This window comes from Neobacillus ginsengisoli (assembly GCF_030813055.1).
Genome location: NZ_JAUSTW010000002.1, coordinates 712,063 through 738,875 on the forward strand (window position 1 = coordinate 712,063; position 26,813 = coordinate 738,875).

The following is a 26,813-nucleotide window of genomic DNA, read 5'->3' on the forward strand; positions in this document are numbered from 1 at the left end:
TTGGATAATGTTATCTTAAGCCGAATGCTAACCACTTTAACATTAGCTTTTCATATTATTTTTGCCACAATTGGGGTAGGCGTACCCTTAATGATCTCGATTGCTGAGTTCGTTGGTATTAAAAAGAAAGACTCCCATTTTATTTTACTAGCACGAAGATGGGCAAGAGGGTATACGATTACAGTAGGGGTCGGGGTGGTTACCGGAACATGTATCGGCTTGCAGCTGTCGCTTTTATGGCCAAGTTTTATGAGGATAGCCGGCCAAGCGATCAGTTTGCCATTATTCCTCGAAACCTTTGCATTTTTCTTTGAAGCCATTTTCCTAGGAATATATTTGTACACATGGGATCGCTTTAAAAAGCAGTTAAACCATTGGATGTTATCCATTCCCGTGGTGCTTGGTGCAGCATTGTCCGCTTTTTTTATCACAACAGTGAATGCCTTTATGAATACACCACAAGGTTTTAAATTAGTAAATGGAGTAATTGTCACCTTAGATCCACTAAAGGCAATGTTTAATCCTGCAACACCATCGAAAACCTTTCACGTCATCGTGACGGCCTATTTAAGCTCTGCTTTTCTTTTGGCGTCAATTGCTGCACTCCAAATTTTAAAGGGCAAATTCACAGATTATACAAAAAAAGCTTTAAAATTAACGGTTACAGCGGCGTTTATTTTTGCTATTTTAACTGGAATTGCCGGGGACTTATCCGCAAAATTTTTAGCCCAATATCAGCCTGAAAAATTAGCAGCGATTGAATGGCATTTTCAAACAGAAAAAGGAGCGGATTTGATTCTTTTCGGTACATTAGAAAAAAATACAAACGTGATTAAATATGCGATTCATTTACCAAAGATGCTAAGTTTTTTGTCTTTTGATAATTTCGAAGGGAAGGTAATTGGTTTAGATCAATTTAAAGCTAATGAAATTCCTCCACTCTATATTCATTATTTATTTGATACGAAAGTAACGTTTGCGATGTTAATGATTTTTGTCTCCTTTTGCTTTGTCGCTTTTTCGATATGGAAAAAACAATGGACCTATAATAAATGGCTGCTTCGTTCCATTGTTCTTTGCGGCCCATTAGGCTTTATTTCAATTGAATTAGGGTGGATATTAGCAGAGGTTGGCAGGCAGCCATGGATTTTAAGGGGATATATGAAAGTATCAGAAGCTGCAACGACATCAAGAGGAGTAGGTACGATGGTTTGGTTGTTTTTTGCGTTGTACGCAGTTTTAGGAGTTATTTGTACCGTCGTACTTAGAAAGATGTTTCGAAATAATCCGGCTGAAGCTGAGCTTGAATTCCGATTTCAGGGGGATAGAAAGGAGTAGGTAGGTATGAACATTCAAATTTTAGGAATAACCGTTTTGTGGATTTTTCTATATGGCTATTTAATTGTAGCCTCGATTGATTTTGGTGCCGGCTTCTTCGCCTATTATGGAAAAATCACAAAACAGGACCATATCATGAACAAACTGATTAGCAGATATTTATCGCCGGTATGGGAAGTAACAAATGTTTTTTTCGTATTTTTCTTTGTAGGTATGGTCGGTTTTTTTCCTGAAACCGCCTTTTATTATGGCACCGCCTTACTTATACCCGGCAGTATTTCGCTCGTTTTGCTTGCGATTCGCGGCTCCTTTTATGCCTTCAATAATTACGGTTCTAAGGATAATAATATTTACTTATTTTTATACGGAGTAACAGGTTTGCTTATCCCCGCCTCGCTTTCAACAGTATTAACCATATCTGAAGGGGGGTTAATTAAAAAAAGCGGTAACAATGTCGAATTTCTCGCAAAAGAGTTATTTACAAACTTCTATTCATGGAGTGTTGTGATATTGGCCATTGTTTCTGTTTTGTTCATAAGCGCCAGTTTTCTTACCTATTACGCGGATCGGGCAGATGACGAAAAGGCGAGGGAAATATTACGTCGATTTGCTTTATTGTGGTGTTTTCCCACCATTTTGGCCAGTCTTTTAGTGTTTATTTCGTTAAAAGAGCATAATTTACAACACTTCAATCGAATCGTCAATCATTATTGGTGGATGTTTGCCCTTTCCTTGCTGTGTTTTTTAGCTGCATCCTTTTTGATATGGAGACGCAGAAATTACGGTACTGCGTTTATTTTCGTTATGTTTCAGTTTTTCTTTGCTTTTTTTGGATATGGGGCATCACATTTACCTTTTATATTGGATCCTTATATCACGATATATAGCGGTTATACCAATCCGACAATGGGGACTTCCTTGGTCATCGCGTTTATTTGTGGATTATTAATCCTGGTTCCTTCATTAATCCTTCTGATGCGATTATTCTTATTCGATGCGGACTATGTAAAAGGGGGAAAAAAGGTGTAAGAATGAAAGGTAAAGCCCTCTCGTGCGAGAGGGCCTTTGAATAAATTTATTCATTTTTATTTTGAAATTGTAACATGAAATCACTGAATGCCTTGCATGTTTCATACGGAACTGCATTGTAAGTGGATGCACGGCAGCCTCCGACAGAGCGATGTCCGTTTACACCAATAAATCCTTCATTTTTGGCTTCTTCCAGGAATTTCTTCTCTAATTCTTCATCTTTTAAGCGGAAGGTAATGTTCATAAGAGAGCGGCTTCCTAGTTCAGCATGCCCGCTATAAAAACCATGGCTTTGATCGATTGCATTATAAATTAGCTTTGCTTTCTCTTCATTCCGTTTGCTAATTTCATAAATGCCACCTATTCCTTTTACCCAGTTCAGAACTTCACCGAGCATATAAATTCCAAAGGTTGGTGGAGTGTTATACAAAGAGTTGTTTTTTGAATGCGTGCTGTATTTAAACATTGTTGGAATGCTAGAATTCGCTTTTTCAATCATATCTTTGCGAATAATCACCACTGTTACACCAGAAGGACCAAGATTTTTTTGGGCACCTGCATAAATTAAGGCAAATTTGCTGACATCAATTGGCTTAGAAAGAATATCGCTCGACATATCTGCGATTAAAGGAATATCTCCGATTTGAGGGAATTCCTTCCACTGTGTGCCGTATATCGTATTATTTGATGTGAGATGTACATACGCATCAGTCGCGTTGTATTGCAATTCATCAAATTGAGGAATTCCGCGATATTGACTGTCTTTTGTACTCGCAACATGATAGGGATTACCGAATAATTTTGCTTCTGAAAACGCCTTTTCTGACCAAGAACCTGTCATAATATAGCCTGCTTTTTGCTCAGGTGTCAGAAAATTCATCGGAATCATTGAAAACTGAAGACTAGCACCACCTTGAAGGAAAAGCACTTCATAATCTTCAGGAATTGAAAGCAATTCCTTTAAAAGGGCAATGGCCTGATTATGTACCTCTTCATATGCAGCACTACGATGGCTAAGCTCCATGATTGACATACCAGTACCACGAAAATCAATCAGTTCCTGCTGGGCTTTTTCTAGGACGGCAAGCGGAAGGGCAGAGGGACCAGCGTTAAAATTATAGGCACGTTGTACAAGTTGATTCATTTTCTCACTCTCCATTTTTTATTTATTAGAATATAACATATTTTTCGATTTTTGAGATAGGGTAAATAATTTGTTTTTTAAGCTCCATCAAGATCATTCATTGTATTGTAAAGGATGTAGGCGCTTCCAAATAGCAGAAAAAATTTTGTGTTTTATTTTTTTAGTATTTCATTAAATGATTTATTTTAAGCCTTACCTGTCACCTACCAAAACAAAAGCGATAGAAATAATCAAAAATAATAAAAGATTTAAATATTCATATTCAAAAATAAACAAAGATATATTATAATAAAACAGAAGATAATACACATAAAAACATACAAACGGAGGGATTTGGATGGTTAAGAATTTTTGGGATACAGAAAAAGCTTCACATGTAACTAAAGGGGTGGAAGAATTAGTTTATCGTTCAAATTTGATAGGATCAGATCGTGTCGTATGTAACTGGGGCGGCGGAAACACATCGATGAAGTCAATGGAAAAAGACTTTCGCGGGCGTGATATTGAGGTTATGTGGGTAAAAGGAAGCGGTTCGGATTTAGCTACTATGAAAGCAAAAAATTTCACAGGTTTAAATTTAGAAGATATACGTCCATTATTTGAACGCGATGAAATGTCAGATGAAGAAATGGTTGCCTATCTTTCACATTGTATGATTGATAGTAAACATCCAAGAGCATCCATCGAAACATTATTGCACGCTTTCTTACCATTTAAACATGTAGACCATACGCATCCAGATGCAATTATTAGCCTATGCTGTGCGGATAATGGCAAGCAGCTTGCCGAAGAGATTTTTGGAAACCGTTTTGTTTGGGTTCCATATTTGCGCCCGGGCTTTACCCTTTCAAAAATGATTGCACAAGGAGTATTAAATAATCCGAATGCTGAGCTTGTTTTAATGGAAAAACACGGACTTGTGACATGGGGAGAAACTTCAGAAGAGTCCTATGCAAAAACGATTGAAATTATTAATGAAGCAGAACAATATATTAAAGAAAGAATGAATGAATCATCCGTATTTGGCGGTAAAAAATATGATTCTCTTTCTAAGGAAGATGCAACTGATATTTTGGCTAAAGTAATGCCAATTATCCGTGGAGCTGTAAGTGAAGACAAGAAAATGCTGTTAACCTATGACCTCAGTGAGGAAGTGCTTCAATTTGTTAATAGCCATCAAGCTCTGGAACTTTCACAAATTGGTGCAGCCTGTCCGGACCATCTTGTTCATACAAAAATGGTACCACTTTATATTAATTGGGATCCGCGAACGAAGGATGTAGAAACCCTAATTGCCAGTGTAAAAGAAGGTATCGCCAGCTTCAAAGCGAAGTACAAAGAATACTTTGACCGCAACAAGCATAAAGGTGATAAAATGTTTGAACCTGCTCCACGTGTAATCCTTATACCAGGGGTAGGCATGGTGAATACAGGAAAGGATGTAGCAAATTCAAAAGTAAGCGGTGCTTTATATCACCGTGCCATTGCTGTTATGAAAGGTTCTACAACATTAGGAAGTTTTGTCTCCTTAAGTGAAAACGAATCCTACAATGTTGAATATTGGCCATTAGAATTATATAAATTAACTCTTGCACCGGCTGAAGCAGAATTTTCTAGAAAAGTGGCATTTATTACTGGGGGGGCAGGGGGAATTGGAAGTGAAACAGCCCGGCGCCTCGTTTTTGAAGGTGCACATGTCGTTCTGGCAGACCTAAATCTGGAAGGGGCGGAAAAAGTCGCAGCTGAGATTAACGAAAAATACGGTGCTGGCCATGCTTTAGCTGTAAAAATGGACGTAACAAAGGAAGAACAAGTTCAAGCAGCTTTCGATCAATCAGCATTAACTTTCGGTGGAGTAGATATTATTGTCAACAATGCCGGCCTTGCTACTTCAAGTCCATTTGACGAAACAACCCTCCATGAATGGAATTTGAATATGAATGTTTTAGGTACAGGCTATTTCTTAGTAGCGCGAGAAGCATTCAAGCAAATGAAGAGCCAGGGCATTGGCGGTAACATGGTATTTATCGGTTCGAAAAACTCAGTTTATGCCGGAAAAAATGCAGCAGCCTATAGCTCTGTAAAAGCATTGGAAACGCACTTAGCCAGATGTATTGCCGCTGAGGGTGGAGAGTTTGGAATTCGCGTGAACTCAGTACTTCCTGATGCAGTTCTTCAAGGTTCTGCCATCTGGGGCTCAAGATGGCGTGAAGAGCGTGCTGCAGCGTACGGAATCCACCCTGATCAATTAGAAGAACACTATCGTAAACGTACGACTCTGCTAGTAAATATTTATCCTGCAGATATTGCAGAATCAATTGCTTTCTTTGCATCATCTAAATCAGACAGAACAACTGGATGTATGTTAACAGTAGATGGCGGTGTTCCAGCTGCGTTTACGAGATAAAAGGAATATAATTTATTATATATGCTAAAAGGGGCCATTTTCTGTTGGCCTCTTTTTCTATTTTTGTTTAAAGGTAATCTTATTTTAAAAATTAAAGTAATATCATATCTTTTACTATATAACTTTGTATAATAATTAGTATTAAGGATCAAGGAGAAAAATGGTATGACAATTTCCCTTTCAGATTTAAGAGATAGCGAGCAAAATAACCAAACGCTTTCAAAAAGTTTAATCTTATTAATGTCGTTCGCATGCGGATTGGCTGTTGCGAATCTTTATTATAATCAACCGCTTCTTGCTGATATGGGGCGGACCTTCCATGCTACTTCCCATCAAGTTGGCAATATCTCCATGTTTACACAAATTGGATATGCGATTGGCATGTTTTTATTTGTACCGTTGGGAGATATGAAAGAACGTCGTCAGCTTATCTCCATTTTGTTAATAGCCGTCACAATTTCACTTATTGGTGTTGCTACCTCACAAAATCTCATTTGGATTTATATCTCCAGCTTGGCTGTTGGGATTACGACTGTTGTACCACAAGTCATTATTCCTCTTGCTGCACAAATGGCTGCCCCTTTTGAACGAGGGAAAGTGATTGGAAGTGTTATGAGCGGGTTGTTTTTTGGAATTCTTTTGGCAAGAACTGTCTCTGGATTTATCGGTGGAACCCTAGGCTGGCGTGTTATGTATTGGATTGCCGCAGCAATGATGTTAGGACTGGCGGTGATATTACGAAGTTTCCTTCCTAAAAGCTATCCGGAAACAGCTTTGTCTTATCGTAAACTCCTTAAGTCAATGGGTGAGCTAATCGTTACTCAACGGACTTTAAGAGAAGCATCGCTAATAGGAGCAATGATGTTTGGCGGTTTTAGTGTATTTTGGACATCCCTTGCGTTTTTTCTAGAGGGGGCTCCTTATCATTACGGCAGTCAAGTGGCCGGACTATTTGGATTAGTCGGAGTGGTAGGAGCGGCAGGTGCACCGATAGTGGGTCGGTGGGCTGATCGTTTAAGCGCGAAGTCCATGGTTGGCATTTTGATTACGATATCTGTTCTGTCCTATATGTTTTTTGGGCTTTTTGGTACATCATTATGGGGGCTGGTAATAGGTGTCATACTTTTGGACTTAGGGGTTCAGGGTACACAGGTTTCAAATCAGACAAGAATTTACAGTTTAATACCGGAGGCAAGAAGTCGCTTGAATACGGTTTATATGGTTAGCTACTTTCTCGGAGGCTCGATAGGTTCTTCTCTTGGAAGCTATGCTTGGTATGTCTGGAAGTGGCAAGGAGTTTATATGACGGGAGGCTTAATGATTGTAATGGGTCTATTAGTATGGGGAGTCCATCGAATAAAAAAATAACTGATTCTAAAACCGGTTTTTCTAATTCACTTTGAGATGTATGATATATTTAAAAAAAATCGAATCTAAAAAGAGAGTGCAAGTATGAAGACGAATCTCCTTAGTGAACTTATGCAAATTTCAGAGGAAGAAAAAGCAATACTGGAGCAAAATAAAGAAATCACCAAAGATCTTTACACAAGCCAAACAAATTTCGTCATTGAAAGCGAAAAGTTCCTCGGGCACGACCGTATGATTATGGTCCGAAAGCATACTCGTTTTGTTGATTTTCCAAAACATACGCATAATTATATTGAGATAAACTATGTTTTTAACGGTAAGCTCACACAAAAGGTTGGTAATCAAAAAATTGCATTAAAAAAGGGCGAGTTGTTGTTTTTAAACCAACATATTGAACATGAGATTGATGCCTGTGCAAAAGAGGACATTATCATCAACTTTATTATCCAGCCGCAATTTTTTGAGTTTATTTTTTCCTTCCTTTCATCCGATAATATGATTAGTAATTTTATTATTAATAGCCTATACAATAACACGCAAAGCGGGCAATTCCTTTACTTTACTGTTGCTTATGTAGATAGTATTCAGGATTTAATTAAGACGATTATCATGGAAATTATGAACCCTACGCTATTATCTGATTCAACGATAAAGCTCTCTATGGGTCTCTTGATTATTGAGTTAATTAAGCATTCTGATAAAGTTGAACATAAAGAAGAAAACTCTTCGCTGCAATATTTGCTAGTCGAGTCTTTAAAATACATTGACGAACACTTTCAAACTGCTTCGTTATATGAACTTGCGGAAAAATTAAACCAAACACACTATTCGTTAAGCAAACATATTAAAAAGGCGACCAAATATACCTTTAAAGAGCTTTTACAGGAAAAACGCTTAAGTAAAGCAAAAGAATTATTAGATAGTACACAAATGACCATTACGGAGATCATTGAAGAAGTTGGATACGATAATATCAGTTATTTTTATCGGATTTTTAAAAATAAATATGGGAAAACTCCCAAGCAGTTTAGAGAGCAATTAGGAAATTAAATTTTTTCCGATTGCTCTTTCATATTTGTAAAGGAATGCAAATAAGGACAATAAATTAGCCGAATCACGTTATATGAATTTACTTTTCTTTTAGTATGATAGAGATATATCAGTAAGCGTTTACAACTAAAGGGTGATGTTAATGACAAAATACAGTATAGCCGTCGATATCGGTGCTTCAAGCGGAAGACTCATTTTAGGATATCTTGAGAATGGGGTATTAAAGCTAAATGAAATTCATCGCTTCGAAAATAAAATTGTCAAAAAAGGCGAGGCTTTTTGCTGGGAAGCGGGTAAACTCTTTCAAGAAATAAAAAACGGTCTTCATCAATGTAAGCAAATGGGGATAAAGCCAGACAGTATTGGGATTGATACGTGGGCTGTTGACTTTGTTTTATTAGATGAGGATGACATGCCTTTAACGGAAGCAGTCTCATACCGTGACCCAAGAACAGATGGAATAATGGAACAAGTTTTCGGGCACATCATAAAGGAACGGCTTTATTTGGAAACAGGGATTCAATTCCAAAAGTTTAATACCATCTTTCAATTGTATTCAATCAAACAAAGCAATCCTGAAATTTTAGAGAAAGCAAAATCATTTTTAATGATTCCGGATTATTTTAATTATTTACTGACCAATAAAAAGGTAAACGAATACACCAATGCTACATCTACACAGCTCGTCAATGCTTTTACGAAAAAATGGGATGTACAGCTCTTAGATTTACTTGGGATTAATAAAGAAATGTTTCACGAAATCAAAATGCCAAAAACGATTCTAGGCAATCTATCCGAAGAACTTGTAGGGGAGATCGGGTTTGATATGAAGGTCATCCTTCCTGCAACACATGATACAGGGTCTGCCGTTATCTCTGTACCGGAAAAGGAAGATACGATTTATATCAGTTCCGGTACCTGGTCATTAATCGGAGTGGAAAACTATTTTCCGATTTGTATTATGAAGGCGTTGGACTACAATTTCACCAATGAAGGCGGACTCGATTACCGCTATCGTTTCTTAAAAAATATTATGGGCCTTTGGATGATTCAAGAAGTAAAGCGAAACTATCAAGACGTATATTCATTTGCAGAATTAGTGGAAATGGCCCGTGCAGCAGATTCGTTTAAATCACTAGTTGATGTAAATGATGACCGTTTTCTAAAACCGGAAAATATGGTGGATGAAATTAGAAATTACTGCCAAGATACCAATCAAATGCAGCCAAATACACCTGGGGAAGTAGCAAAATGCGTGTTTGATAGTTTAGCAGCTAGCTATAAGCTTGCTGTTAAGGAAATTGAAGAAATTTTTGAAAAGCAATTTAAAAAAATTAATGTCATTGGCGGCGGCTGCCAAAATGAAATGTTGAATCAGTTAGTTGCTGATGTTACAGGTAAAGAAGTCAATGCAGGACCTGTTGAAGCAACTGCGATTGGAAACATTGTGGCACAATTGATGGCTCTTAATGAAATTGAGGACATTAAAGATGCTCGGGCGATTATTAAAAAATCCTTTGAAATAAAAAAATATTTACCTGCTAAACATGTATTGAATCAATAATGGAAAGGGAGAATCCAGATGTCTATTAAAGAAAACTATGAAATTGCCAAACAAGCCTATGAAAAATGGGGAATCAACGTTGATGAAGCAGTAGAAAGGTTGAAAAACGTACCAATCTCCATTCACTGCTGGCAGGGGGATGATATCGGCGGATTTGAAGTTAATAAAAGCGAATTATCGGGTGGTATTGATGTAACCGGGAACTACCCCGGAAAAGCAACGACTCCAGAAGAATTAAGAAGTGATTTAGAAAAAGCTCTTTCACTGATTCCTGGAAAACACCGCGTAAATTTACATGCAATTTATGCTGAGACAAATGAAGAAGTAGTGGAAAGAGACCAGCTTGAACCAAAGCATTTCGAAAACTGGGTTAAATGGGCAAAAGAAAATGGACTTGGTTTGGATTACAATCCAACGTTATTCTCCCATCCTAAGGCAGCTGATGGCCTAACACTTTCACATCCAAACGAGGAAATTCGTGAATTCTGGATCAATCACTGTATTGGCAGCCGAAAAATTGGCGAGCATTTTGGAAGAGAACTTGGAACACCATCCTTAACTAATATATGGATTCCGGATGGCTACAAAGATATTCCCAGTGACCGTTTGACTCCAAGACAAAGATTAAAAGATTCATTGGATAAAATTTTTGCCGTAGAAGTAGACGAAAAGTATAACCTAGATGCGGTTGAGAGCAAGGTTTTTGGGATCGGCTCTGAGTCATATGTGGTCGGTTCACATGAGTTTTATCTTGGCTATTCGTTAAAAAATAATAAACTTTGCCTCTTAGATACCGGGCATTACCATCCAACAGAAACGGTTTCAAACAAAATTTCTTCGATGCTTCTTTACAGCGATAAACTTGCACTGCATGTATCAAGACCGGTGCGTTGGGACAGTGACCATGTGGTGATTTTAGATGATGAACTAAAAGAAATTGCCCTTGAAATTGTTCGCAATGATGCATTAAATCGTGTAATTATAGGGCTTGATTTCTTTGATGCCAGCATCAATCGGGTTGCTGCATGGACCATTGGAACGCGCAATATGATTAAGGCTCTGCTTTATGCGATGCTTGTTCCCAATGATCATTTGAAACAGCTGCAAGAAAAAGGGAATTTTACTGAAAGACTTGCACTCATAGAAGAATTCAAAACGTATCCATTTGGTGCGGTATGGGATTATTATTGTGAAAAGATGGGTGTGCCGGTAAAAGAATCTTGGTTAGAAGAAGTAAAGGCATATGAAATTGAAGTTTTATCCAAGCGTTTATAGAATGAAATCAAAAAACAGACTCGAACATCTTTCTTACGAGTCTGTTTTTTTAAATTATTAACTCTTAAAGTCTTAATTATTTAGTGATTGCTCATTTTTTCCTTTTCTAAAATATCCTTTACAACATCCTCAATGGTCACATTTCCTAATGCCTTTTCGAGTGCAAGTTCAGCGACCGATAGTAGTGGAACGATTGCATCTTGAATATTTCTTCCAACAGGACAAGTCGGATTTGGACTTTCATGTACACTAAACAACTCTTTTTCCTGAACAACATTAACTGCCTTATAAACGTCAAGCAATGTTATGTCAGATAGTTCTTTTGCCAGCTCTGCCCCGGCTATACCAGGTCGTACCTTTACTAATCCCGCATTTTTAAGCATTCCCATAATTTTTCTGATCACAACCGGATTCGTATTGACGCTGCCGGCGATAAATTCGGATGAATTCACTCCGTTATTGTTTATTTCTAATAAGGATAGTATATGAATACCTACAGCAAAACGGCTGCTGATGGACATTTTATTCACCTGCCTTCATTTTGAATCTTCCTAATTATTATAATAGATTTATCATGTAATATAAATAGTTACAAGTTGGTATATATTGCAGACTAAAAGAAAAAATAAGAAAAGTTTGTTGACAAACATCCAGGATGTAACTTATATTATTACATGTAATCAAATTAGTTGCAAGTTATCAAAATGGAGGAATCGAAAATGAAAATAGGGATTATCGGAGCAAGTGGGAAGGCTGGGAGCTTTATCTTAACGGAAGCGGTAGAAAGAGGTCATAAGGTTACAGCTATTGTTCGAAATGCAGAAAAAGTTCAAAATAGAAATGTTGCTGTGCTGGAAAAAGACATCTTTGATTTGAAAGCAGAAGATGTAAAAGAATTTGATGTGGTTGTAAATGCGTTTGGTGGAGTTCATGGTCAAGAGCACCTTCACGTTGATGCTGGTAAAATATTAATTGAGGCAATGAAAGGTGCACCTCTAACAAGATTAATTGTCGTAGGTGGGGCTGGTAGTCTTTTTGTTGACGAAGCAAAAACAATTCGTTTAATGAATACACCTGACTTCCCAAAAGAATATTTCGCCACTGCATCAAATCAAGGAAGGAATCTTGAAGAACTACAAGCAGCAACCGGAATTCAATGGACCTTCATCAGCCCTGCTGCATTCTTCAATCCGGAAGGGAAAAGAACAGGTTCCTATCAAAAAGGAAAAGACAACTTAATTGTCAATGCAGCTGGACAAAGCTATGTAAGCTATGCGGATTATGCTATAGCCGTCTTAGATGAAATTGAAAATCCGGAGCACACAAATGAAAGATTTACGGTTGTTTCAGAAGCAGAATAATATATCAAATCGCTAGATTGATTAATAAGAATCAAAGGGCCATTAACGGGTCCTTTTTTTCTTTGGGAAAAATTCAATATTCATGTTAAATTGAGAAACTTTTTCAAAAATAATTTTTGTTTTTCAAAAAATATGTTATATTATTAATGAAATTAAAAAATAAATAAAAGCAAATCAACATAAAACAAAAATATTGGGGATCGTATTCAGAAAGGTACGGATTAGATGCTACTAGCAGAAAGGCAAAGGAAAATTGTTGAATTAGTAAATGAAAAGTTAAGTGTTCGGGTTACCGAGTTAAGTAAAATTTTTGCTGTAACCGAGGAAACGATCCGTCGGGATCTTGAAAAACTTGAAAAAGAGAACTTATTAATGCGGAGCCATGGAGGTGCGGTAAGTATTGAGGAAAATCAAGCAGAAACCTCCTATTTAGAACGGGAGATTACCAATGCAGCTGAAAAAAGGGCCATTGCGAATAGAGCAGTCCAATTCATCGAGCCTGGTGACCAAATTGTACTGGATGCCAGTACAACAGCATGGTATATGGCGAAGGAATTACCGGATATGCCATTGACAGTCCTTACGAACTCAATTAAAGTTGCCGTTGAGCTCAGTAAAAAAGAACAAATAAAGGTGATTTCCACAGGCGGAATCCTCTTGGCACAATCGCTTTCCTATGTCGGCCCCCTTGCCGAACGATCATTGGGAATGTATCACGTTAACAAGGCCTTCCTATCCTGTAAGGGTGTACATCTGGAAAAAGGACTCAGTGACTTTAATGAAATGCAAGCATTATTAAAGAAACAAATGATGGAAATTGCTGATGAAACGATTTTAATGGTGGATTCCAGTAAATTTGGGACACGTGCTTTTTCAACAATTGGTTCTTTATCCACTATTTATTCGATTATTACGGATTCAAAAATAGATGAACAAGTAAGAAAACAGTTGGAAGAAAAAAATATTAAGATTGCAATTGTAGAATAAGCAATGGATCCCGGCAGACCATATATTGGTCTGTTTTTTTTATAAAAAAAATAAATAGGTGCTAATTGTGGCGAGTTATTTAAAAATCAAAAATAAACAAAGAGATAATTCTATAACAGGAAAATCAAGTTCAATGGTACGAAGTACAAAGCTTGGATCTAAATAGGGATTGACTTCCTCCTCTTTTAATAAATAACTGATGTCACCGCCGTTACGTTCATCCCAGACAAATAAAAGCTCTATAAAGGCAGCTTAATGATTTGAATATGAATTAATTTTGTAAACACATAATTTTAACCAAAAAAGTAGGAAAAGTGAAAATAACAGGTCGTTTTAATGGTAGTAAAAGGCTTTCATACGTTCTACCATTAATAGGGGAAATGAATTTTTTTCATTATGAATGATAATTACCATTATAAAATGCCAGATCCCTTCAACAAAGAAAGTCATTTATCCTATTCCGCCGCCGAATCGGCAGTTTTTGGAGGGTAGCGGCCAGCTTAATTAGGTTCAACAGTTGAGTAAGAAGTTGGGAATGCTTTTACATGTGGTAGAAAAATATCGAAAGTCAGAACCATTAAAGGAAAGAACAGAGAGCAAGAAATCTCAATGACTATTTGGCTCGTAAAATGATAAAAAAAGGGGTAGTAAAAATGACAATGGAAATTGGATAGGGCGGGCCATTAATCGACATTGGTACGCATGCAATGGATTTAACTGACTGATATTTTCAATGCCGATATTCCATGAAATATCAGAAACAGGCAGTCAGAAAATAAGGAAATTGGATGAAACGTGTAAAATATCACAGTTGAAAAATTGTTTGAAGTTTATAGTGGAAAGGTACACCTAATATACTGTGTCCGAATGAACAAAAATTGGCTTAATGCATCGTCAAGTTTGCTGAGAGCAACCCCAAACACATACTTATTAATTTACGGAAAGGTTGTTAGTGATGAAAAAATTCGTAATTTTCATTGGGTGTCTTATACTGGTCTTGATTGCAGGGTGTTCAGGAGCAAATAGCCTTCAAGTTAAGCTCTCGACACCAAAAACGTTTACTCCTGGAAAAGCCTTTCCGATGCTAATTAAAATTCTCGACAAGCAAGGTAAGCCAGTAAAAGGTGCAAAGGTAAGTGCAGAACTGAATATGAAAAATATGGATCATGGAACAATTCCGGTTTCAATAGAAGAAACCGGAGATGGCAAGTATATAGGTATCGCTAATATATCCATGAATGGTGACTGGGTGGCAGATATAAAAGTAGACAATAACGGAAAAACAGAAGAGGTAGAAAAACAATTCACTGTTGCGGCATTAACGAAGGAGAATGCCCACAGGGTGACAAAACAGGTAGCACTGCCTGAATTTAAGCTGATCGACGAAAATGGAAAGCTGGTAACAAAACAGGATCTTTTGGGGAAAACGGTTGCTATGACCTTCACCTATGTAAATTGTGATGATCCGAACGCCTGCCCGATTTTATTAGGGAATTTTAGTAACCTGCAGCAGGATATTAAATCAAAGGGGATTAACTCTAATAATATTTTACTCGTTTCCATTTCGATTGACCCTAAAAATGATACTCCGGCAAAATTAAAAGAACACGCAAAGAAAATGAAATTTGATACATCATACCTAAAAATGCTCACCGGGGAAATGACGGAAATCAAAAAATTGTCTAATACTTTAGGGGAGCACTTTGAAAAGAAAGGTTCAGAAGTTATTCATGATAACAAAACCTTTATTTTCAATCCTGACGGACAATTGACGCATGAGTTTTCAGGAAGCTATATTGATCGGGATGAGTTATTTCAAGTTGTAACGGGAAGCAGTAAGTAATTTGGAATTTAGATATACCATAAGAGCCAAGTGTGTGTAAAAACACTTGGCTCTCTTCAATTATTTTGCTTAAATATGGGAGATGTACCATCCTAACCCACATAACGCAAATAGGATTACAATTATATAAATAGCTGTTAATCTGAATGTATTTTGCTTTGTTGAAGATTTATAGTTTTCATCCGTTTTTCCTGTAAGAGCATATGTCCCCACTAAAGCTAATAGAAGAATAACAACGACCATAGCCATCGCAAATGTCATCAACGCTCCCCCTTTTTCCAATAAATACAGCAAATTCTTTGTCTCTCTTTTTATTTTAGAATAGCGGCAAGTAAAAGAAACCATCCAATTATCGAAAATTTTGGCCATCCAATTCTTTATTTTTCCAAACCATTTACATATAATAGATAACAATAAAAAGTGAAAGTAAGGATGTTAGTGATGGATTGGACACCGGATCGCTCAAAAAAAGTGCCTATATACAAACAAATAGCTGAATATATTGAAAGTGGAATTCTCGACGGAACTTTTCCGCCGGAAAGTGTTCTTCCATCTGAACGTGTTTTGGCAAAAGACCTGCAAGTTAACAGGAGTACTGTAGTCGCTGCCTATGATGAATTACAAGCAAACGGATTAATTGAACGTAAGAAGGGAAGCGGAACAATTGTAAATCGTGGCATATGGGGGTTTTCAAAAAAACGTATTCCCAGCTGGAATCGGTATATCGAAGCCGGTTCCTTTCTACCCAATCTTCCGATGGTACAACAGATTCGGATGGAAACAGAAGTTCACAATCCAATAAATTTGGCAAGCGGTGAATTATCGGATGATTTAATTCCTTATGATTTCTTTAGAAAGGTACTTGTTGAAAAAACTTTTGCAGGGAGACTTGGTTACGATCATCCTCAAGGTAATATTGCTTTAAGAGAAACGATTTCTGAACATGTTAGAGAATTTAGGAATATCGAAACGAGGCCATCTTCAATCCTTATAACCTCCGGTGCCCAACAAGCCTTGCATCTTATCATTCAATGCCTGTTAACGCCGGGTGATGCAGTTGCGATTGAAGATCCATCATATAGCTATTCCCTGCCGGTTTTCCGCTCAGCAGGATTGAAGACATTCCTCTTACCGGTTGATCAATATGGAATAAACCCGGATGACCTTATTTCATTAAATAAGAAACACCGAATAAGGATGATTTTTGTAAATCCATTTTTTCAGAATCCAACAGGGGCAATGCTTTCTTCAGAGCGACGAAAAAAAATTCTTGAGATTTCTGAAGAGTACGGAATCCCGGTGATAGAAGACGACCCTTACAGTTTAACTTCCTTTTCCGGTGAAAAAATTGCCACTCTAAAATCTTCAAACTATAATAATGTACTTTATGTTAGCTCTCTATCTAAAATTGTAGCTTCAGGGTTACGAATTGGCTGGATTATTGGGCCAACACCCGTAATTGAACGTTTAGCGGACGCAAAACAACAAGTTGATTTTGGCCACAGCACATTTACACAATGGATGGCAAATGAGTTTTTACAAACCGGTTTCTTTTCGTCTCATATAAACTTTTTAAGAGACCGGTTGAAACAAAGAAGAGACCAAATCACTTCAAGTTTAGATCAGTTCCTTCACGAACAAGTGGAATTCAGTCCTCCTAATGGCGGGATTCATTTATGGTGCAAATTAAAAACAGATATAGATGAAACGTCCTTACTTCAGGAATCAATAAAATATGGAGTTGTTTTTGTGCCGGGAACCGTTTTAGGCTCTCAAAAGGGGTTTATTAGGTTTACATTTTCCCGAGAAAAAGCCGAGTTCATTCATGAGGGAATAGGAAGATTTGCACAAGCTATAGAACGGTTAGAATCTTCAAAAAAAAATTTTTTTATTTCAGATTTCTAATCCATTTTAAATCGAAACCTTTTTTGTATTTTGTATTATAATAGTAGTGTTTCAGTTAGAAAGGAGTTTTGATTTTGAAAAAATTAATTTGGGTTTTCTTGCTCGTGTTTACGCTTGTTTTGCCAAGCTTTGCAGAAGCCAGAGGATTTAGCGGCGGTCATAGTACAACTACTCACAGTACTCTGTCAGGATCTCATTCGAGTACCAGCAAAACCTACCATTCCGGATATAAGTCACCATCAAGCAGTGTTTCAAGAACACCGTCTTCTTCTCAGTATAGCCGATCTCAACCTTCACGTTCCGGCAGCTTTTGGTCTCACGCTGCTGCCTTTGGAGCAGGAACATTTTTTGGTCATATGTTCCATCCCTTTGGCGGTCATTATTACGGAGCAAATGGTTATTACGGTTCGTACGGATTTTCCTTTTTTGGACTTCTCGTAGATATCATTGTCATATTAATTATTATCAGGTTAATTAAAAGCATTTTTAGAAGAAGAAGATACTAAGGAGAATGGCGATGGAGCTTATTTTTAATGAACAAGACCTTGTAGATAGTGTATGTGTGTATACATCCGTAAGAGAAAAGGCAAGACCTGAACAGGTAGAAGCTGATTTGGAGTTTAATCCGGATTTTGGATTTGCCGCCACTGCTTTAGTTTATGGACGCCAAGTGCGATTAAATGAACAAGACGTAATCGATGCGGTTTCAATCTATTTACGAGACTACCATCAATTCCATCCGGATAGATTACTAGTTAATTTGTCCTTCTCTGAAGCGGAAGGATTTTCGGCATCCATTCAGGTTCGAAATAATTATTAAAAGCAATATAAAAAGGGGCTGGAATTACCGGTCCCTTTTATTTCTATAAGTATGGTTAATGGTCCTATAAGCTTCTCTTCAAAAAGAAAGGGGCTTTGTGCTTTAAGTCCTAAAAATTCACATTTTTTGCAGGATTTCTTATAATTCGTTATAATTTTCAAATATTAGAGTTTTAATTTTTCTGAAAATTACTTCTTTCTTCCTATTTTTTAGAAAACAAAATACTACTATTGACTGAATGATTAGAAATTATTAAGAGATACCATAAATATATATATCTATTAAAAAAAGATTTACGACCAATATTCAGATTTATCCATTTAATACTAGATATTCTCAAAAAGGTATATTACATCCAATTATCAAAAGAAAGAAGGTATACGTTATGAATGAAAATTTTTTTGCTAACTATAAAAATTTTGTTGTTATCCCAATGGAAATACAAAAAGTTGGCAATGAAAGCTTTGACCCTAAAGATTATTCCTCCTATTATATCCTAACAGTTTCTCTTTATGATTCCCTTTTATCAAACTGGAAAGATGCAAATAAATATGAAATAGATGTAAAGAAAAGTATTGATAAAGTTTTAGATGAATTTAATAAAAAACAGAAAGGTACTAATCATCTTCAATTACTTGAATTTGAAAATGATAAATCATATTTTGTCATGGCTCTGTCTTGTAAAAATAAAATTGAAAATCCGGAAGCAAATGGCCGTATTTCAAACTACATAGAAAAGTTAATTTCAAATCCTTTTTATATTGGACAAAGCTGGTACAAGCTAATTGGTCATAAAGGAAGAATTGAGCGTAAACTCTTTTGTTTCTCATTCAAGGAATACACCATATGAAATTGAGCTAAAGCTCCCATAAATGAATTGGGATACCAAAGGGGTTGATTGTTAAATTAGCCGAATATTCCTAATGCAATGAATAATATAGATGTATGATTATTTTTACATAGAATGGTAGAGGGGAGAATCAAACATGGTTCTTCATCTGGAAGACGTCTCTGTAAGACGAGATGGAAATTGGGTTTTACAGAACATTCATTGGGATGTTGAAAAAGGAGAGCACTGGGTATTATTTGGATTAAACGGAGCCGGAAAAACTGCTATCCCAATTTGTTAATCTTCCAGTCAGTTTTGTTTGGAAGAATAATCAGCCCTTGCTTTCGAAGTTACAAATGATAGAAAAATAGTATAATCAAATAAAAAGGGTGTCTGATTTGAATTGGACACCCTTCTTTTGTGACAAGTTTTAAGAATGGCTTACAGTTTAAATAGCTTGAAGATAAAAAAGTATACTAAAATAATATTATTTTTGAATGCGTTTTCAAATTGGATAAATCTTTTTTCAAATTTAACCAATAAATGAGTCGAAAATCTTACTTATATGAAGAAAGTACTATTTGTAACAATATTTTTCAATGGTTCATAGATTGTTCAATATTTCACAATCTGTTTTTGAAATTTCATGTTATGATGAAATCACAAAGGAAACAAGGAGTGATAACAAATGATGGTATGTGAATGGAAGACCTTCTCAACTGATTCAGAAACGTATACATTAGAAACCTTTGAAGAGGTTGCGGGAGACGAATTTGAGGCGATGATGTTCAAAGAAAATGAAGAAATTCCTGCTTATATTTGGACAGTAAACTATTGTATCATCGTTAAGAAAAGTACTAAATTATTTACGGACATTTCATTTGAAAAGATTCCAAGAAATCCGGTTTGCGAGTAACAATTTATCCATAAATTAAGGCACTATCACTTTTAAAAAAAACTAAACATGTGAATAAATTCACAAACAGTACAAACGGAGGGATTAACAATGTCAGTGGAAGAAAAAGTAATTAAACAAAAACAAGATGTAACAAAAATGGTTGATACCTTAGTGGAAAATGGTCTTAAAGCGTTAGCGGAATTTCGCAGCTTTGATCAGGAAATGATTGATGAAATTGTGAAGCAAATGGCTTTGGCTGGCCTTGATCAGCATATGCCTCTAGCCAAACTGGCTGTTGAGGAAACAAAAAGAGGTGTATACGAAGATAAGATCATCAAAAACATGTTTGCCACTGAATATGTTTATCACAATATTAAATACAATAAAACAGTTGGTATTATAAACGAAAACGAACATGAAGGGATGATTGAAATTGCTGAGCCTGTGGGTGTTGTGGCAGGTGTAACACCAGTTACAAATCCAACTTCAACTACGATGTTTAAATCTTTAATTTCAATTAAAACAAGAAATCCAATTGTTTTTGCCTTCCATCCATCTGCTCAAAAAAGCAGCAGTGAGGCAGCAAGAATACTAAGAGAGGCCGCCATTAAAGCAGGCGCACCTGAAAATTGCATTCAATGGATTGATACTCCATCACTTGAGGCAACACAAGCATTAATGAACCATCCGAAAATTTCGCTGATCCTTGCTACCGGCGGTGCAGGCATGGTGAAATCAGCATACAGCTCAGGTAAACCGGCACTGGGTGTTGGACCGGGTAATGTTCCTTGCTATATTGAGAAAAGTGCTAACCTAAAACAAGCTGTTAACGATTTGATTTTATCAAAAACATTTGATAACGGGATGATTTGTGCTTCAGAACAAGCCGTTATTATTGATAAAGAAATTTACGCAGAAGTTAAAAAAGAGATGATCTCAAACAATTGCTATTTCTTAAATGATGAAGAAAAACAAAAAGTAGAAAAATTAGTGATCAATGAACAATCCTGTGCAGTAAATCCTAATATTGTTGGAATGCCTGCATATAAAATTGCCGAATTGGCAGGCGTAGCCGTCCCGGATAGCACGAAAATTCTTGTGGCAGAATTAAAAGGAGTTGGACCGCAATACCCGCTATCAAGGGAAAAATTAAGTCCGGTTTTAGCATGCTTCAAGGTTAACGGTTTAGAAGAAGGACTAAAAAGAGCTGAAGAAATGCTTGAGTTTGGCGGTTTAGGTCACTCTGCAGTTATTCACACAACGAATCAAGATGCTATAAGAGAATTTGGTATGCGAATGAAAGCAGGACGAATCATTGTCAATGCACCATCCTCTCAAGGTGCGATTGGTGATATTTACAATGCTTATATGCCATCCCTAACACTTGGCTGCGGTACGTATGGAGGAAACTCTGTGTCAACTAACGTTGGTGCCATTCACATGATTAATATTAAAAAAGTTGCTAAGAGGAACGTGAATATGCAGTGGTTCAAAGTCCCATCTAAAATTTATTTTGAAAAGAATGCAGTTCAATATTTAGCAAAAATGCCGAAAATCTCTAAAGCAATGATTGTAACAGACCCTGCTATGGTGAAATTGGGCTATGTAGATAAAGTGCTTTACTATTTGAGAAAGCGTCCGGATTATGTGCATTGCGAAATTTTCTCCGAAGTGGAACCGGATCCATCAATCGAAACCGTGATGAAGGGTGCAGAGATGATGGCAAAATTCCAGCCTGATGTCATCATTGCCCTTGGCGGAGGATCTGCCATGGATGCTGCCAAAGGAATGTGGCTGTTCTATGAGTATCCGGATTCTGAATTCTTTGGATTAAAACAGAAATTTTTAGATATCCGAAAACGGATTGTGAAATATCCTCATTTAGGGGCAAGAGCACAATTTGTAGCTATCCCGACAACTTCCGGAACAGGTTCTGAAGTAACATCATTCTCTGTTATCACAGATAAAGAAGCAAATATGAAATATCCATTAGCTGATTATGAATTGACACCTGATGTTGCGATCATTGACCCGCAGTTTGTAATGACGGTACCAAAAGCTATTACAGCCGATACAGGTATGGACGTATTGACTCATGCGATTGAGGCCTATGTTTCCTGTATGGCAAATGACTTTACTGACGGCCTTGCAATGAAAGCAATTCAGTTAGTATTTGAGTATCTTCCAAGAGCTTACAGAAATGGCAGTGATGAAGTAGCACGTGAAAAAGTTCATAATGCTTCAACGATTGCCGGTATGGCGTTTGCCAATGCATTCCTTGGAATTAACCACAGCCTTGCGCATAAGCTGGGTTCTGAATTCCATATCGCTCATGGACGTGCAAATACAATCCTTTTACCACATGTTATTCGCTATAATGCAACAAAACCGAAAAAGTTTACTGCATTCCCTAAGTATGACCATTTCGTTGCCGACCTTCGCTATGCTGAAATTGCCAGAACGCTTGGACTACCGGCAAAAACAACAGAAGAAGGTGTAGAAAGCCTTGTTCAGGCCATTATAAAATTGGCTAAAGAACTCGACATTCCTATGAGCCTTGAAGCAAATAACGTTGATAAAGTTGAATTCGAAAGCAAGGTGGATTTCTTAGCAGAACGCGCATTCGAAGACCAATGCACCACTGCCAATCCAAAGCTTCCTTTAGTAACGGAATTAGCGGAGATTTACCGTCTATCATATAAGGGAGTTTAAAAGATAATAACCGTTAACAATAATGAAAGCCATCTCTCAAAAGATGGCTTTCATTTCTATTGCTGACAGGGCATCTCTTTTATATTGCAAAAAACTATGATTTAAGCATTCCCCAGACGAATAAATAATAAAATCCAAAAACGAGGATAATGAGTATTAAGGATATTGTTAGGAAGTAAACCAAGAATTTTGAATAGCGAAAGGACTGTTGGTTTATATCATTTCCTTTTTTAAAATAACTAAAAGTTGCTATTAACAAACTCAGAATGCCAACAATAATAGAGGCCAATCCAATGATTTTTGCTAACAAATCTCCTATAGCTATCTTCTCTGAAAGAGTCGAAAAGTGTAGATTTGTAATCAGAAAACCGACTCCCATTATCGTGATGCACGTTCTGATCCATGCCAAAAATGTTCGTTCATTGGCTAAATGTTGCTGAATGTATTTCGAATCAATTGTTTTTTCCTTGCTGATTTCTTCCATATGTAGTACCTCATTCTTATGACATTTCCGATAAGAGGAAATTTATCTCTTCTTATTATTTTCAAAACTAACCTCATATTATAAGTCCGAACAAAATTACCAGTGAAGCTTCAAATCATCCTCTAAGAGTATATCATTTTAAAATAAAAAAATTAGTTAAATTATTGTAAAAAAGTAGGAAAGTCGAAAGCCCATCTCCAATAGGGGATGGGCTTTGGTTTTAGAAAATACGGTAAAATTTGTTAATTATTTTGAGAATTTAGTTGCAAGTGCTGCGACATCCGGTGTTCCAAGTCCTGTAGCCTGATTATAGACCGTACCCGGAGTTCCTGTGTAGAAGCCGTTATCGTTAGTAGCACCAGTTGTGTTTAATGGGTGTAATGGTGAATGTGCTTGTTGTGCAAAACGATAGATTTGCGGATTCCAGAAGCCCACCTGTGTTTTATCTGCACTATTAATTAAAGCAGAAAGACCAGCTAACTGTGGAGCAACAAAGGAAGTTCCTCCGTAAGTGGCAGACCCGAAATTCGTACCTGGTGCACCTGGATCACTGAACCAAACCTGATAGCCTGTGTATGGATCTGCGTTCATAGAAAGGTCAGGCATATTTCGTCCAGTTCCTCTTCCTGTAACTATCGTTGGACCGGCATCTCGTGTTAAGGTAGTCTGGCCAGCATTCGGTGTCCATTGTTTCACAGCTGTATACTTGTTTACACCCTTAACTCCAAGCTGATAATCAGGGGTAGCAAAGAATTGGCTAAAGCCGCCGCCGCTGCCTGCAAGGTATCTGCCTGACCAACCAGCAGGAGTGTTTAATCCTCGTGCATCAAAATACTTAAATAGGTAATCCCAGCCCCATGCACGTTCTTGATCATTACTTACATCCAAATTATAAGTATTTGAATGGAAGTGGAACGGTAAGGTAGTTCCGCCAGCTGCTGTAATATATGGACTATCGGCAGGATTATCTACTGACAACGAAGCTGCGTTAGGTACTGTAGAACCTAGCCCGAATTCCCTTGCTGCATCATAAGAACCTTCGTCACCTGCAGCTGCAAACATCGAAATGCCTTGTGATGCTGCCTGCATGTACAATTGATTAAACACTTCCGCGTATTGTGGTGTCTCGAGTTGTTGTTGGACAAAATATTGAATAGCGGGTTCGCTTTCTCCCCAGCTTACAGAGATTTGCTGTGCATTATTTTCATTAATCGCCGTTGCGAATGCATCAGTGAACCCTGTGTCAGTATTTGGTCCGACATAGACATTAATATTTGCTTGCGGGGCTAATGCACCTGATTGTTGCACATCTAGTGTTGTTTCATCATATCCGTCCCAGCCAGAGCCTCCATCGACATCTGTTTTGGTAATCCGATCGTTTTTAACGTCTATTCCTGTACCTTTCCAGAATGAATAAGCATCCTCAGGATTAAACTCAGCTAAGGAGACAATCCCAATTGTCTGCCCGGCCCCTGTTGCCCCTTTGTCATAAAGCGGTTGGACATTGTACTGCTTGATTAAATCTTGTGGCATAAGATTAAGCGGGCCAGTTGGAGTGGTTCCATTATCGGTTAAAGGAGCAGGTTGTTTTACAGCATGTGAAGTGAAATTGGAATAGTTACTTAACCCTAGGATACAAAGAATATCGTTTCCAAAACTTATTGGAACTTTTGGACTGTCTTTCGTCCCATGGAAGGTTTTCCCTTTGTATTTTTCTTGCTTAAGTGTAATGGAAAATGCTTTATTAAACTGATCTGCCGTTCCTGTTGCCGTAATGAGTAAATTGTTAGGATAAACTTTTGTTTTAATACCAAAAAAACTTAAATAAGTTGTTGTAAGTTTAATTGATTTTGGATTTGCTCCATAGCTTTTACTGAATTGATCAACCGAAAGATAATGACGGTAATTTTTGTTTCCAGGTGTTGTTGTATCATTAATATACTTGGCAAGCTTGTCCTTATTGTTGATTTTCAACACAATATCAACTGTTACTTGGGTATTTCCCGGCAAATCTCCAAATACACTGGCATTCTGTAAAGCTTGCGGGTTAGCCCCCTGTTGCACAGTTACTTTTTGCGGGCTTGCCGCGTTTGTTAAGGAAGGTACAGCTGTTAGGAGCATCATGGAACTTAAAGTAGATACGGTACTAAATTTTTTCCAGAACTTTTTCACTCATTTCCCTTCTTCCTTTATGTAGTAGATTGCACAAGTACTTGTACGTTTCAATTATGTAATAAAGAGAGATGATTAACAATAAAATATATTCTGACTTTTTCGACAGTTAAGAATGATGATTCTACAATTATTGCCTCCGCGGAAAAGAGAAGTTAGTAAAAACTCCTTCCCCAGGTTGGGAAGGGGTTTGAGTTATGGATAAATGAAGGTTTTCAGGAATTCCAAGTAAGATTGACAAAGCTGGTAAGTAGTTGGATATAAAATAGGACGTGACATTATGAGTATTGGGATATATTTGTATTATTTCTTCAATATATATATATTGAATTGAGGATATTTTACAACGAATCTATTATTCTATAGCAACCCCTTTAAATATTACTCGGTTATATTATAATCTTTTATAAAAATAGTAAAAGTATCAATAATATGTACTTGTTTCAGAAGAAAAGCCTCATTTTTGGGTGTTTTTTTTGTTGGTCCATCGAAATATTTTATCGTTTTCCTTGAAGGAAAAGAGCGTTATCGCCTACAATTATATCAGTACCGACTTTTAGTTTAGAAGAAGGTAAGGACGTTCTAATCCTTGTTCATTTTTTATAATAAGATAGTAAATTTAAGGTTGATGACAAAAACGAAAGGATGTTTATTATATGAAATTCTTGGTTAAGACACTTATCATAATAGATATTCTTATAATTTTGGCTGTTATATGCGGTGAAATTTTTTTTAGCATATGATGCTTAATCAACAAAAAAGATAGTAGGGTTATTTTGTTTTTGCCATATTTTTAGGTATTTTACGATAAACCAATATAAAGTTGATGATAACAATGATGACAAGGTAGAAAGAATACATCAAAATAGAAACCCACTTATTGTGATGGAGATTTGCTCCTGCATAGGAAAGAACGAATATATTTGGGATTTTACCGAAAGCTGAAGCTATAATGAAAACTACCCAATTGACGTTACTTAAACCACAAACGATATTTACGACTGGTGCAGGAATAACAGGGATTAATCGTGCTGTTAAAATCGCTAAAAAGGACTTGCGATTAAGGAATTCTTCATATTCTTGAACCTTTGGATACTTCTTTAACTTTTGTTGCGCCCATTCTCTAAAGCCATATCTAGTAATAAAAAAGAGAAGGATTGTGCCAAACATTGATCCGGAAAGGGAGATAACCGCTCCTTGTATGGTTCCAAAAACCGCTCCTATGATACCGGTTGAAACGGCAAAAGGAACTACTGGAAAGAAAACGCATATAGTAAGCAGCAATATACTTACGATAATGGCAGGACTACCACCATGAATTATCATTCCAATAAGAGTGTCTTTTTGGGTAATTCCAACAACTATGATGGTGATTAGCATAATGACTAAGAATGTTTTTTTAAACATTTTGCACCTCAATTGTTTTCAATCATCTATCTAAAATTATAAAATACCTTTTCTGAAAATGGGGTTGTTAAGTAAATTTTAATAAAATAGCATCCTTTCACGATGCCTTAAAATCATTGCCCTGTACATGGTTTTTAAGCTGTCTACAGCATCACTTTCTTTGTTGATTAAGGAATGGTGGAAAAGAATATTTGGCTTAGGATTTTAATTATGATAATTT

General features: G+C 36.8%; 22 protein-coding genes and 1 pseudogene. 17 read left to right on the forward strand and 6 right to left on the reverse strand.

Annotation, left to right across the window (positions count from 1 at the left end; genetic code table 11):
* The first annotated feature begins 24 nt into the window (after window positions 1-24).
* Both J2S10_RS08995 and J2S10_RS09000 read left to right on the forward strand, forming a co-directional pair.
* Window positions 25-1,338 carry a cytochrome ubiquinol oxidase subunit I gene (locus J2S10_RS08995; protein ID WP_307406795.1) on the forward strand — a complete coding sequence of 438 codons (1,314 nt, stop codon included), beginning with the start codon at window positions 25-27 and terminating at the stop codon, window positions 1,336-1,338.
* Window positions 1,339-1,344: 6 nt separating this feature from the next.
* Window positions 1,345-2,367, forward strand: coding sequence for a cytochrome d ubiquinol oxidase subunit II (locus J2S10_RS09000; protein ID WP_307406664.1), 1,023 nt, complete (start codon window positions 1,345-1,347; stop codon window positions 2,365-2,367).
* Window positions 2,368-2,413: 46 nt separating this feature from the next.
* Here J2S10_RS09000 and serC read toward each other — a convergent pair whose 3' ends face one another.
* The gene (serC, locus tag J2S10_RS09005) at window positions 2,414-3,511 is read right to left on the reverse strand and encodes a 3-phosphoserine/phosphohydroxythreonine transaminase (protein ID WP_307406666.1); all 1,098 of its coding nucleotides are present in this window, start codon (window positions 3,509-3,511) and stop codon (window positions 2,414-2,416) included.
* Between the two features lie 337 nt (window positions 3,512-3,848).
* Here serC and J2S10_RS09010 point away from each other — a divergent pair, with 337 nt between their 5' ends.
* From J2S10_RS09010 to rhaA, 5 genes are all read left to right on the forward strand, one after another.
* The gene (locus tag J2S10_RS09010) at window positions 3,849-5,918 is read left to right on the forward strand and encodes a bifunctional aldolase/short-chain dehydrogenase (protein ID WP_307406668.1); all 2,070 of its coding nucleotides are present in this window, start codon (window positions 3,849-3,851) and stop codon (window positions 5,916-5,918) included.
* A gap of 165 nt (window positions 5,919-6,083) precedes the next feature.
* Window positions 6,084-7,286, forward strand: a complete 1,203-nt coding sequence (locus J2S10_RS09015) for an MFS transporter (protein WP_307406670.1) — start codon at window positions 6,084-6,086, stop codon at window positions 7,284-7,286.
* 84 nt (window positions 7,287-7,370) lie between these two features.
* Window positions 7,371-8,336: an AraC family transcriptional regulator gene (locus J2S10_RS09020; RefSeq protein WP_307406672.1), complete on the forward strand. Its 966-nt coding sequence runs from the start codon at window positions 7,371-7,373 to the stop codon at window positions 8,334-8,336.
* 142 nt (window positions 8,337-8,478) lie between these two features.
* Window positions 8,479-9,900 (forward strand): rhamnulokinase, encoded by a 1,422-nt coding sequence (gene rhaB / locus J2S10_RS09025; protein ID WP_307406674.1) that lies wholly within the window; start codon window positions 8,479-8,481, stop codon window positions 9,898-9,900.
* An 18-nt stretch (window positions 9,901-9,918) separates the two neighbouring features.
* A complete protein-coding gene (gene rhaA / locus J2S10_RS09030; protein ID WP_307406677.1) occupies window positions 9,919-11,175 on the forward strand; it encodes an L-rhamnose isomerase in 1,257 nt (418 codons plus the stop codon).
* An 80-nt stretch (window positions 11,176-11,255) separates the two neighbouring features.
* Here the strand turns inward: rhaA and J2S10_RS09035 are convergent, their stop codons facing one another.
* Window positions 11,256-11,696: an Rrf2 family transcriptional regulator gene (locus J2S10_RS09035; protein WP_307406679.1), complete on the reverse strand. Its 441-nt coding sequence runs from the start codon at window positions 11,694-11,696 to the stop codon at window positions 11,256-11,258.
* 198 nt (window positions 11,697-11,894) lie between these two features.
* Here J2S10_RS09035 and J2S10_RS09040 point away from each other — a divergent pair, with 198 nt between their 5' ends.
* The 3 genes from J2S10_RS09040 to J2S10_RS09050 all read left to right on the forward strand — a co-directional run bounded on the left by J2S10_RS09040 (window position 11,895) and on the right by J2S10_RS09050 (window position 15,366).
* Complete coding sequence (locus tag J2S10_RS09040) at window positions 11,895-12,536, forward strand: NAD(P)-dependent oxidoreductase (protein ID WP_307406683.1); 642 nt, start codon at window positions 11,895-11,897, stop codon at window positions 12,534-12,536.
* Between the two features lie 225 nt (window positions 12,537-12,761).
* Entirely contained in the window at window positions 12,762-13,523 is a 762-nt protein-coding gene (locus J2S10_RS09045; RefSeq protein ID WP_307406686.1) for a DeoR/GlpR family DNA-binding transcription regulator, read from the forward strand.
* Window positions 13,524-14,478: 955 nt separating this feature from the next.
* Window positions 14,479-15,366, forward strand: a complete 888-nt coding sequence (locus J2S10_RS09050; RefSeq protein WP_307406687.1) for an SCO family protein — start codon at window positions 14,479-14,481, stop codon at window positions 15,364-15,366.
* Window positions 15,367-15,435: 69 nt separating this feature from the next.
* Here the strand turns inward: J2S10_RS09050 and J2S10_RS09055 are convergent, their stop codons facing one another.
* Window positions 15,436-15,627, reverse strand: a complete 192-nt coding sequence (locus J2S10_RS09055; RefSeq protein WP_307406690.1) for a hypothetical protein — start codon at window positions 15,625-15,627, stop codon at window positions 15,436-15,438.
* A 180-nt stretch (window positions 15,628-15,807) separates the two neighbouring features.
* Between J2S10_RS09055 and pdxR the strand changes: the two genes are divergently transcribed.
* The 7 genes and pseudogenes from pdxR to adhE all read left to right on the forward strand — a co-directional run bounded on the left by pdxR (window position 15,808) and on the right by adhE (window position 22,530).
* Window positions 15,808-17,271 (forward strand): MocR-like pyridoxine biosynthesis transcription factor PdxR, encoded by a 1,464-nt coding sequence (pdxR, locus tag J2S10_RS09060; protein WP_307406693.1) that lies wholly within the window; start codon window positions 15,808-15,810, stop codon window positions 17,269-17,271.
* A 74-nt stretch (window positions 17,272-17,345) separates the two neighbouring features.
* Window positions 17,346-17,777: a hypothetical protein gene (locus J2S10_RS09065; protein WP_307406696.1), complete on the forward strand. Its 432-nt coding sequence runs from the start codon at window positions 17,346-17,348 to the stop codon at window positions 17,775-17,777.
* A gap of 11 nt (window positions 17,778-17,788) precedes the next feature.
* A complete protein-coding gene (locus tag J2S10_RS09070; RefSeq protein ID WP_307406699.1) occupies window positions 17,789-18,091 on the forward strand; it encodes a DUF2653 family protein in 303 nt (100 codons plus the stop codon).
* Window positions 18,092-18,476: 385 nt separating this feature from the next.
* A complete protein-coding gene (locus tag J2S10_RS09075; RefSeq protein WP_307406703.1) occupies window positions 18,477-18,941 on the forward strand; it encodes a hypothetical protein in 465 nt (154 codons plus the stop codon).
* Window positions 18,942-19,077: 136 nt separating this feature from the next.
* A pseudogene (locus J2S10_RS09080) lies at window positions 19,078-19,209 on the forward strand (ATP-binding cassette domain-containing protein); the annotation flags it as partial.
* A gap of 399 nt (window positions 19,210-19,608) precedes the next feature.
* Window positions 19,609-19,836 (forward strand): hypothetical protein, encoded by a 228-nt coding sequence (locus J2S10_RS09085; RefSeq protein ID WP_307406705.1) that lies wholly within the window; start codon window positions 19,609-19,611, stop codon window positions 19,834-19,836.
* 90 nt (window positions 19,837-19,926) lie between these two features.
* Complete coding sequence (gene adhE, locus J2S10_RS09090; protein WP_307406707.1) at window positions 19,927-22,530, forward strand: bifunctional acetaldehyde-CoA/alcohol dehydrogenase; 2,604 nt, start codon at window positions 19,927-19,929, stop codon at window positions 22,528-22,530.
* Between the two features lie 94 nt (window positions 22,531-22,624).
* Here the strand turns inward: adhE and J2S10_RS09095 are convergent, their stop codons facing one another.
* The 3 genes from J2S10_RS09095 to J2S10_RS09105 all read right to left on the reverse strand — a co-directional run bounded on the left by J2S10_RS09095 (window position 22,625) and on the right by J2S10_RS09105 (window position 26,593).
* Window positions 22,625-23,014 (reverse strand): YidH family protein, encoded by a 390-nt coding sequence (locus tag J2S10_RS09095; RefSeq protein WP_307406710.1) that lies wholly within the window; start codon window positions 23,012-23,014, stop codon window positions 22,625-22,627.
* Window positions 23,015-23,260: 246 nt separating this feature from the next.
* Window positions 23,261-25,186 (reverse strand): S53 family peptidase, encoded by a 1,926-nt coding sequence (locus J2S10_RS09100; protein ID WP_307406712.1) that lies wholly within the window; start codon window positions 25,184-25,186, stop codon window positions 23,261-23,263.
* A 771-nt stretch (window positions 25,187-25,957) separates the two neighbouring features.
* A complete protein-coding gene (locus tag J2S10_RS09105) occupies window positions 25,958-26,593 on the reverse strand; it encodes a TVP38/TMEM64 family protein (RefSeq protein WP_307406715.1) in 636 nt (211 codons plus the stop codon).
* Window positions 26,594-26,813 lie beyond the last annotated feature (220 nt).

Excerpts from the sequence above, each read along its gene's own strand:
- rhaA (WP_307406677.1), top strand. The coding sequence starts at position 9,919 with ATGTCTATTAAAGAAAACTATGAAATTGCCAAACAAGCCTATGAAAAA.
- J2S10_RS09045 (WP_307406686.1), top strand. The coding sequence starts at position 12,762 with ATGCTACTAGCAGAAAGGCAAAGGAAAATTGTTGAATTAGTAAATGAA.
- J2S10_RS09055 (WP_307406690.1), bottom strand. The coding sequence starts at position 15,627 with ATGACATTTGCGATGGCTATGGTCGTTGTTATTCTTCTATTAGCTTTA.
- J2S10_RS09050 (WP_307406687.1), top strand. The coding sequence starts at position 14,479 with ATGAAAAAATTCGTAATTTTCATTGGGTGTCTTATACTGGTCTTGATT.
- rhaB (WP_307406674.1), top strand. The coding sequence starts at position 8,479 with ATGACAAAATACAGTATAGCCGTCGATATCGGTGCTTCAAGCGGAAGA.
- J2S10_RS09075 (WP_307406703.1), top strand. The coding sequence starts at position 18,477 with ATGAATGAAAATTTTTTTGCTAACTATAAAAATTTTGTTGTTATCCCA.
- J2S10_RS09095 (WP_307406710.1), bottom strand. The coding sequence starts at position 23,014 with ATGGAAGAAATCAGCAAGGAAAAAACAATTGATTCGAAATACATTCAG.
- serC (WP_307406666.1), bottom strand. The coding sequence starts at position 3,511 with ATGAATCAACTTGTACAACGTGCCTATAATTTTAACGCTGGTCCCTCT.
- J2S10_RS09015 (WP_307406670.1), top strand. The coding sequence starts at position 6,084 with ATGACAATTTCCCTTTCAGATTTAAGAGATAGCGAGCAAAATAACCAA.
- J2S10_RS09070 (WP_307406699.1), top strand. The coding sequence starts at position 17,789 with ATGGAGCTTATTTTTAATGAACAAGACCTTGTAGATAGTGTATGTGTG.
- J2S10_RS08995 (WP_307406795.1), top strand. The coding sequence starts at position 25 with ATGCTAACCACTTTAACATTAGCTTTTCATATTATTTTTGCCACAATT.
- J2S10_RS09105 (WP_307406715.1), bottom strand. The coding sequence starts at position 26,593 with ATGTTTAAAAAAACATTCTTAGTCATTATGCTAATCACCATCATAGTT.
- J2S10_RS09020 (WP_307406672.1), top strand. The coding sequence starts at position 7,371 with ATGAAGACGAATCTCCTTAGTGAACTTATGCAAATTTCAGAGGAAGAA.
- J2S10_RS09040 (WP_307406683.1), top strand. The coding sequence starts at position 11,895 with ATGAAAATAGGGATTATCGGAGCAAGTGGGAAGGCTGGGAGCTTTATC.
- adhE (WP_307406707.1), top strand. The coding sequence starts at position 19,927 with ATGTCAGTGGAAGAAAAAGTAATTAAACAAAAACAAGATGTAACAAAA.
- J2S10_RS09010 (WP_307406668.1), top strand. The coding sequence starts at position 3,849 with ATGGTTAAGAATTTTTGGGATACAGAAAAAGCTTCACATGTAACTAAA.
- J2S10_RS09085 (WP_307406705.1), top strand. The coding sequence starts at position 19,609 with ATGATGGTATGTGAATGGAAGACCTTCTCAACTGATTCAGAAACGTAT.
- J2S10_RS09035 (WP_307406679.1), bottom strand. The coding sequence starts at position 11,696 with ATGTCCATCAGCAGCCGTTTTGCTGTAGGTATTCATATACTATCCTTA.
- J2S10_RS09000 (WP_307406664.1), top strand. The coding sequence starts at position 1,345 with ATGAACATTCAAATTTTAGGAATAACCGTTTTGTGGATTTTTCTATAT.
- pdxR (WP_307406693.1), top strand. The coding sequence starts at position 15,808 with ATGGATTGGACACCGGATCGCTCAAAAAAAGTGCCTATATACAAACAA.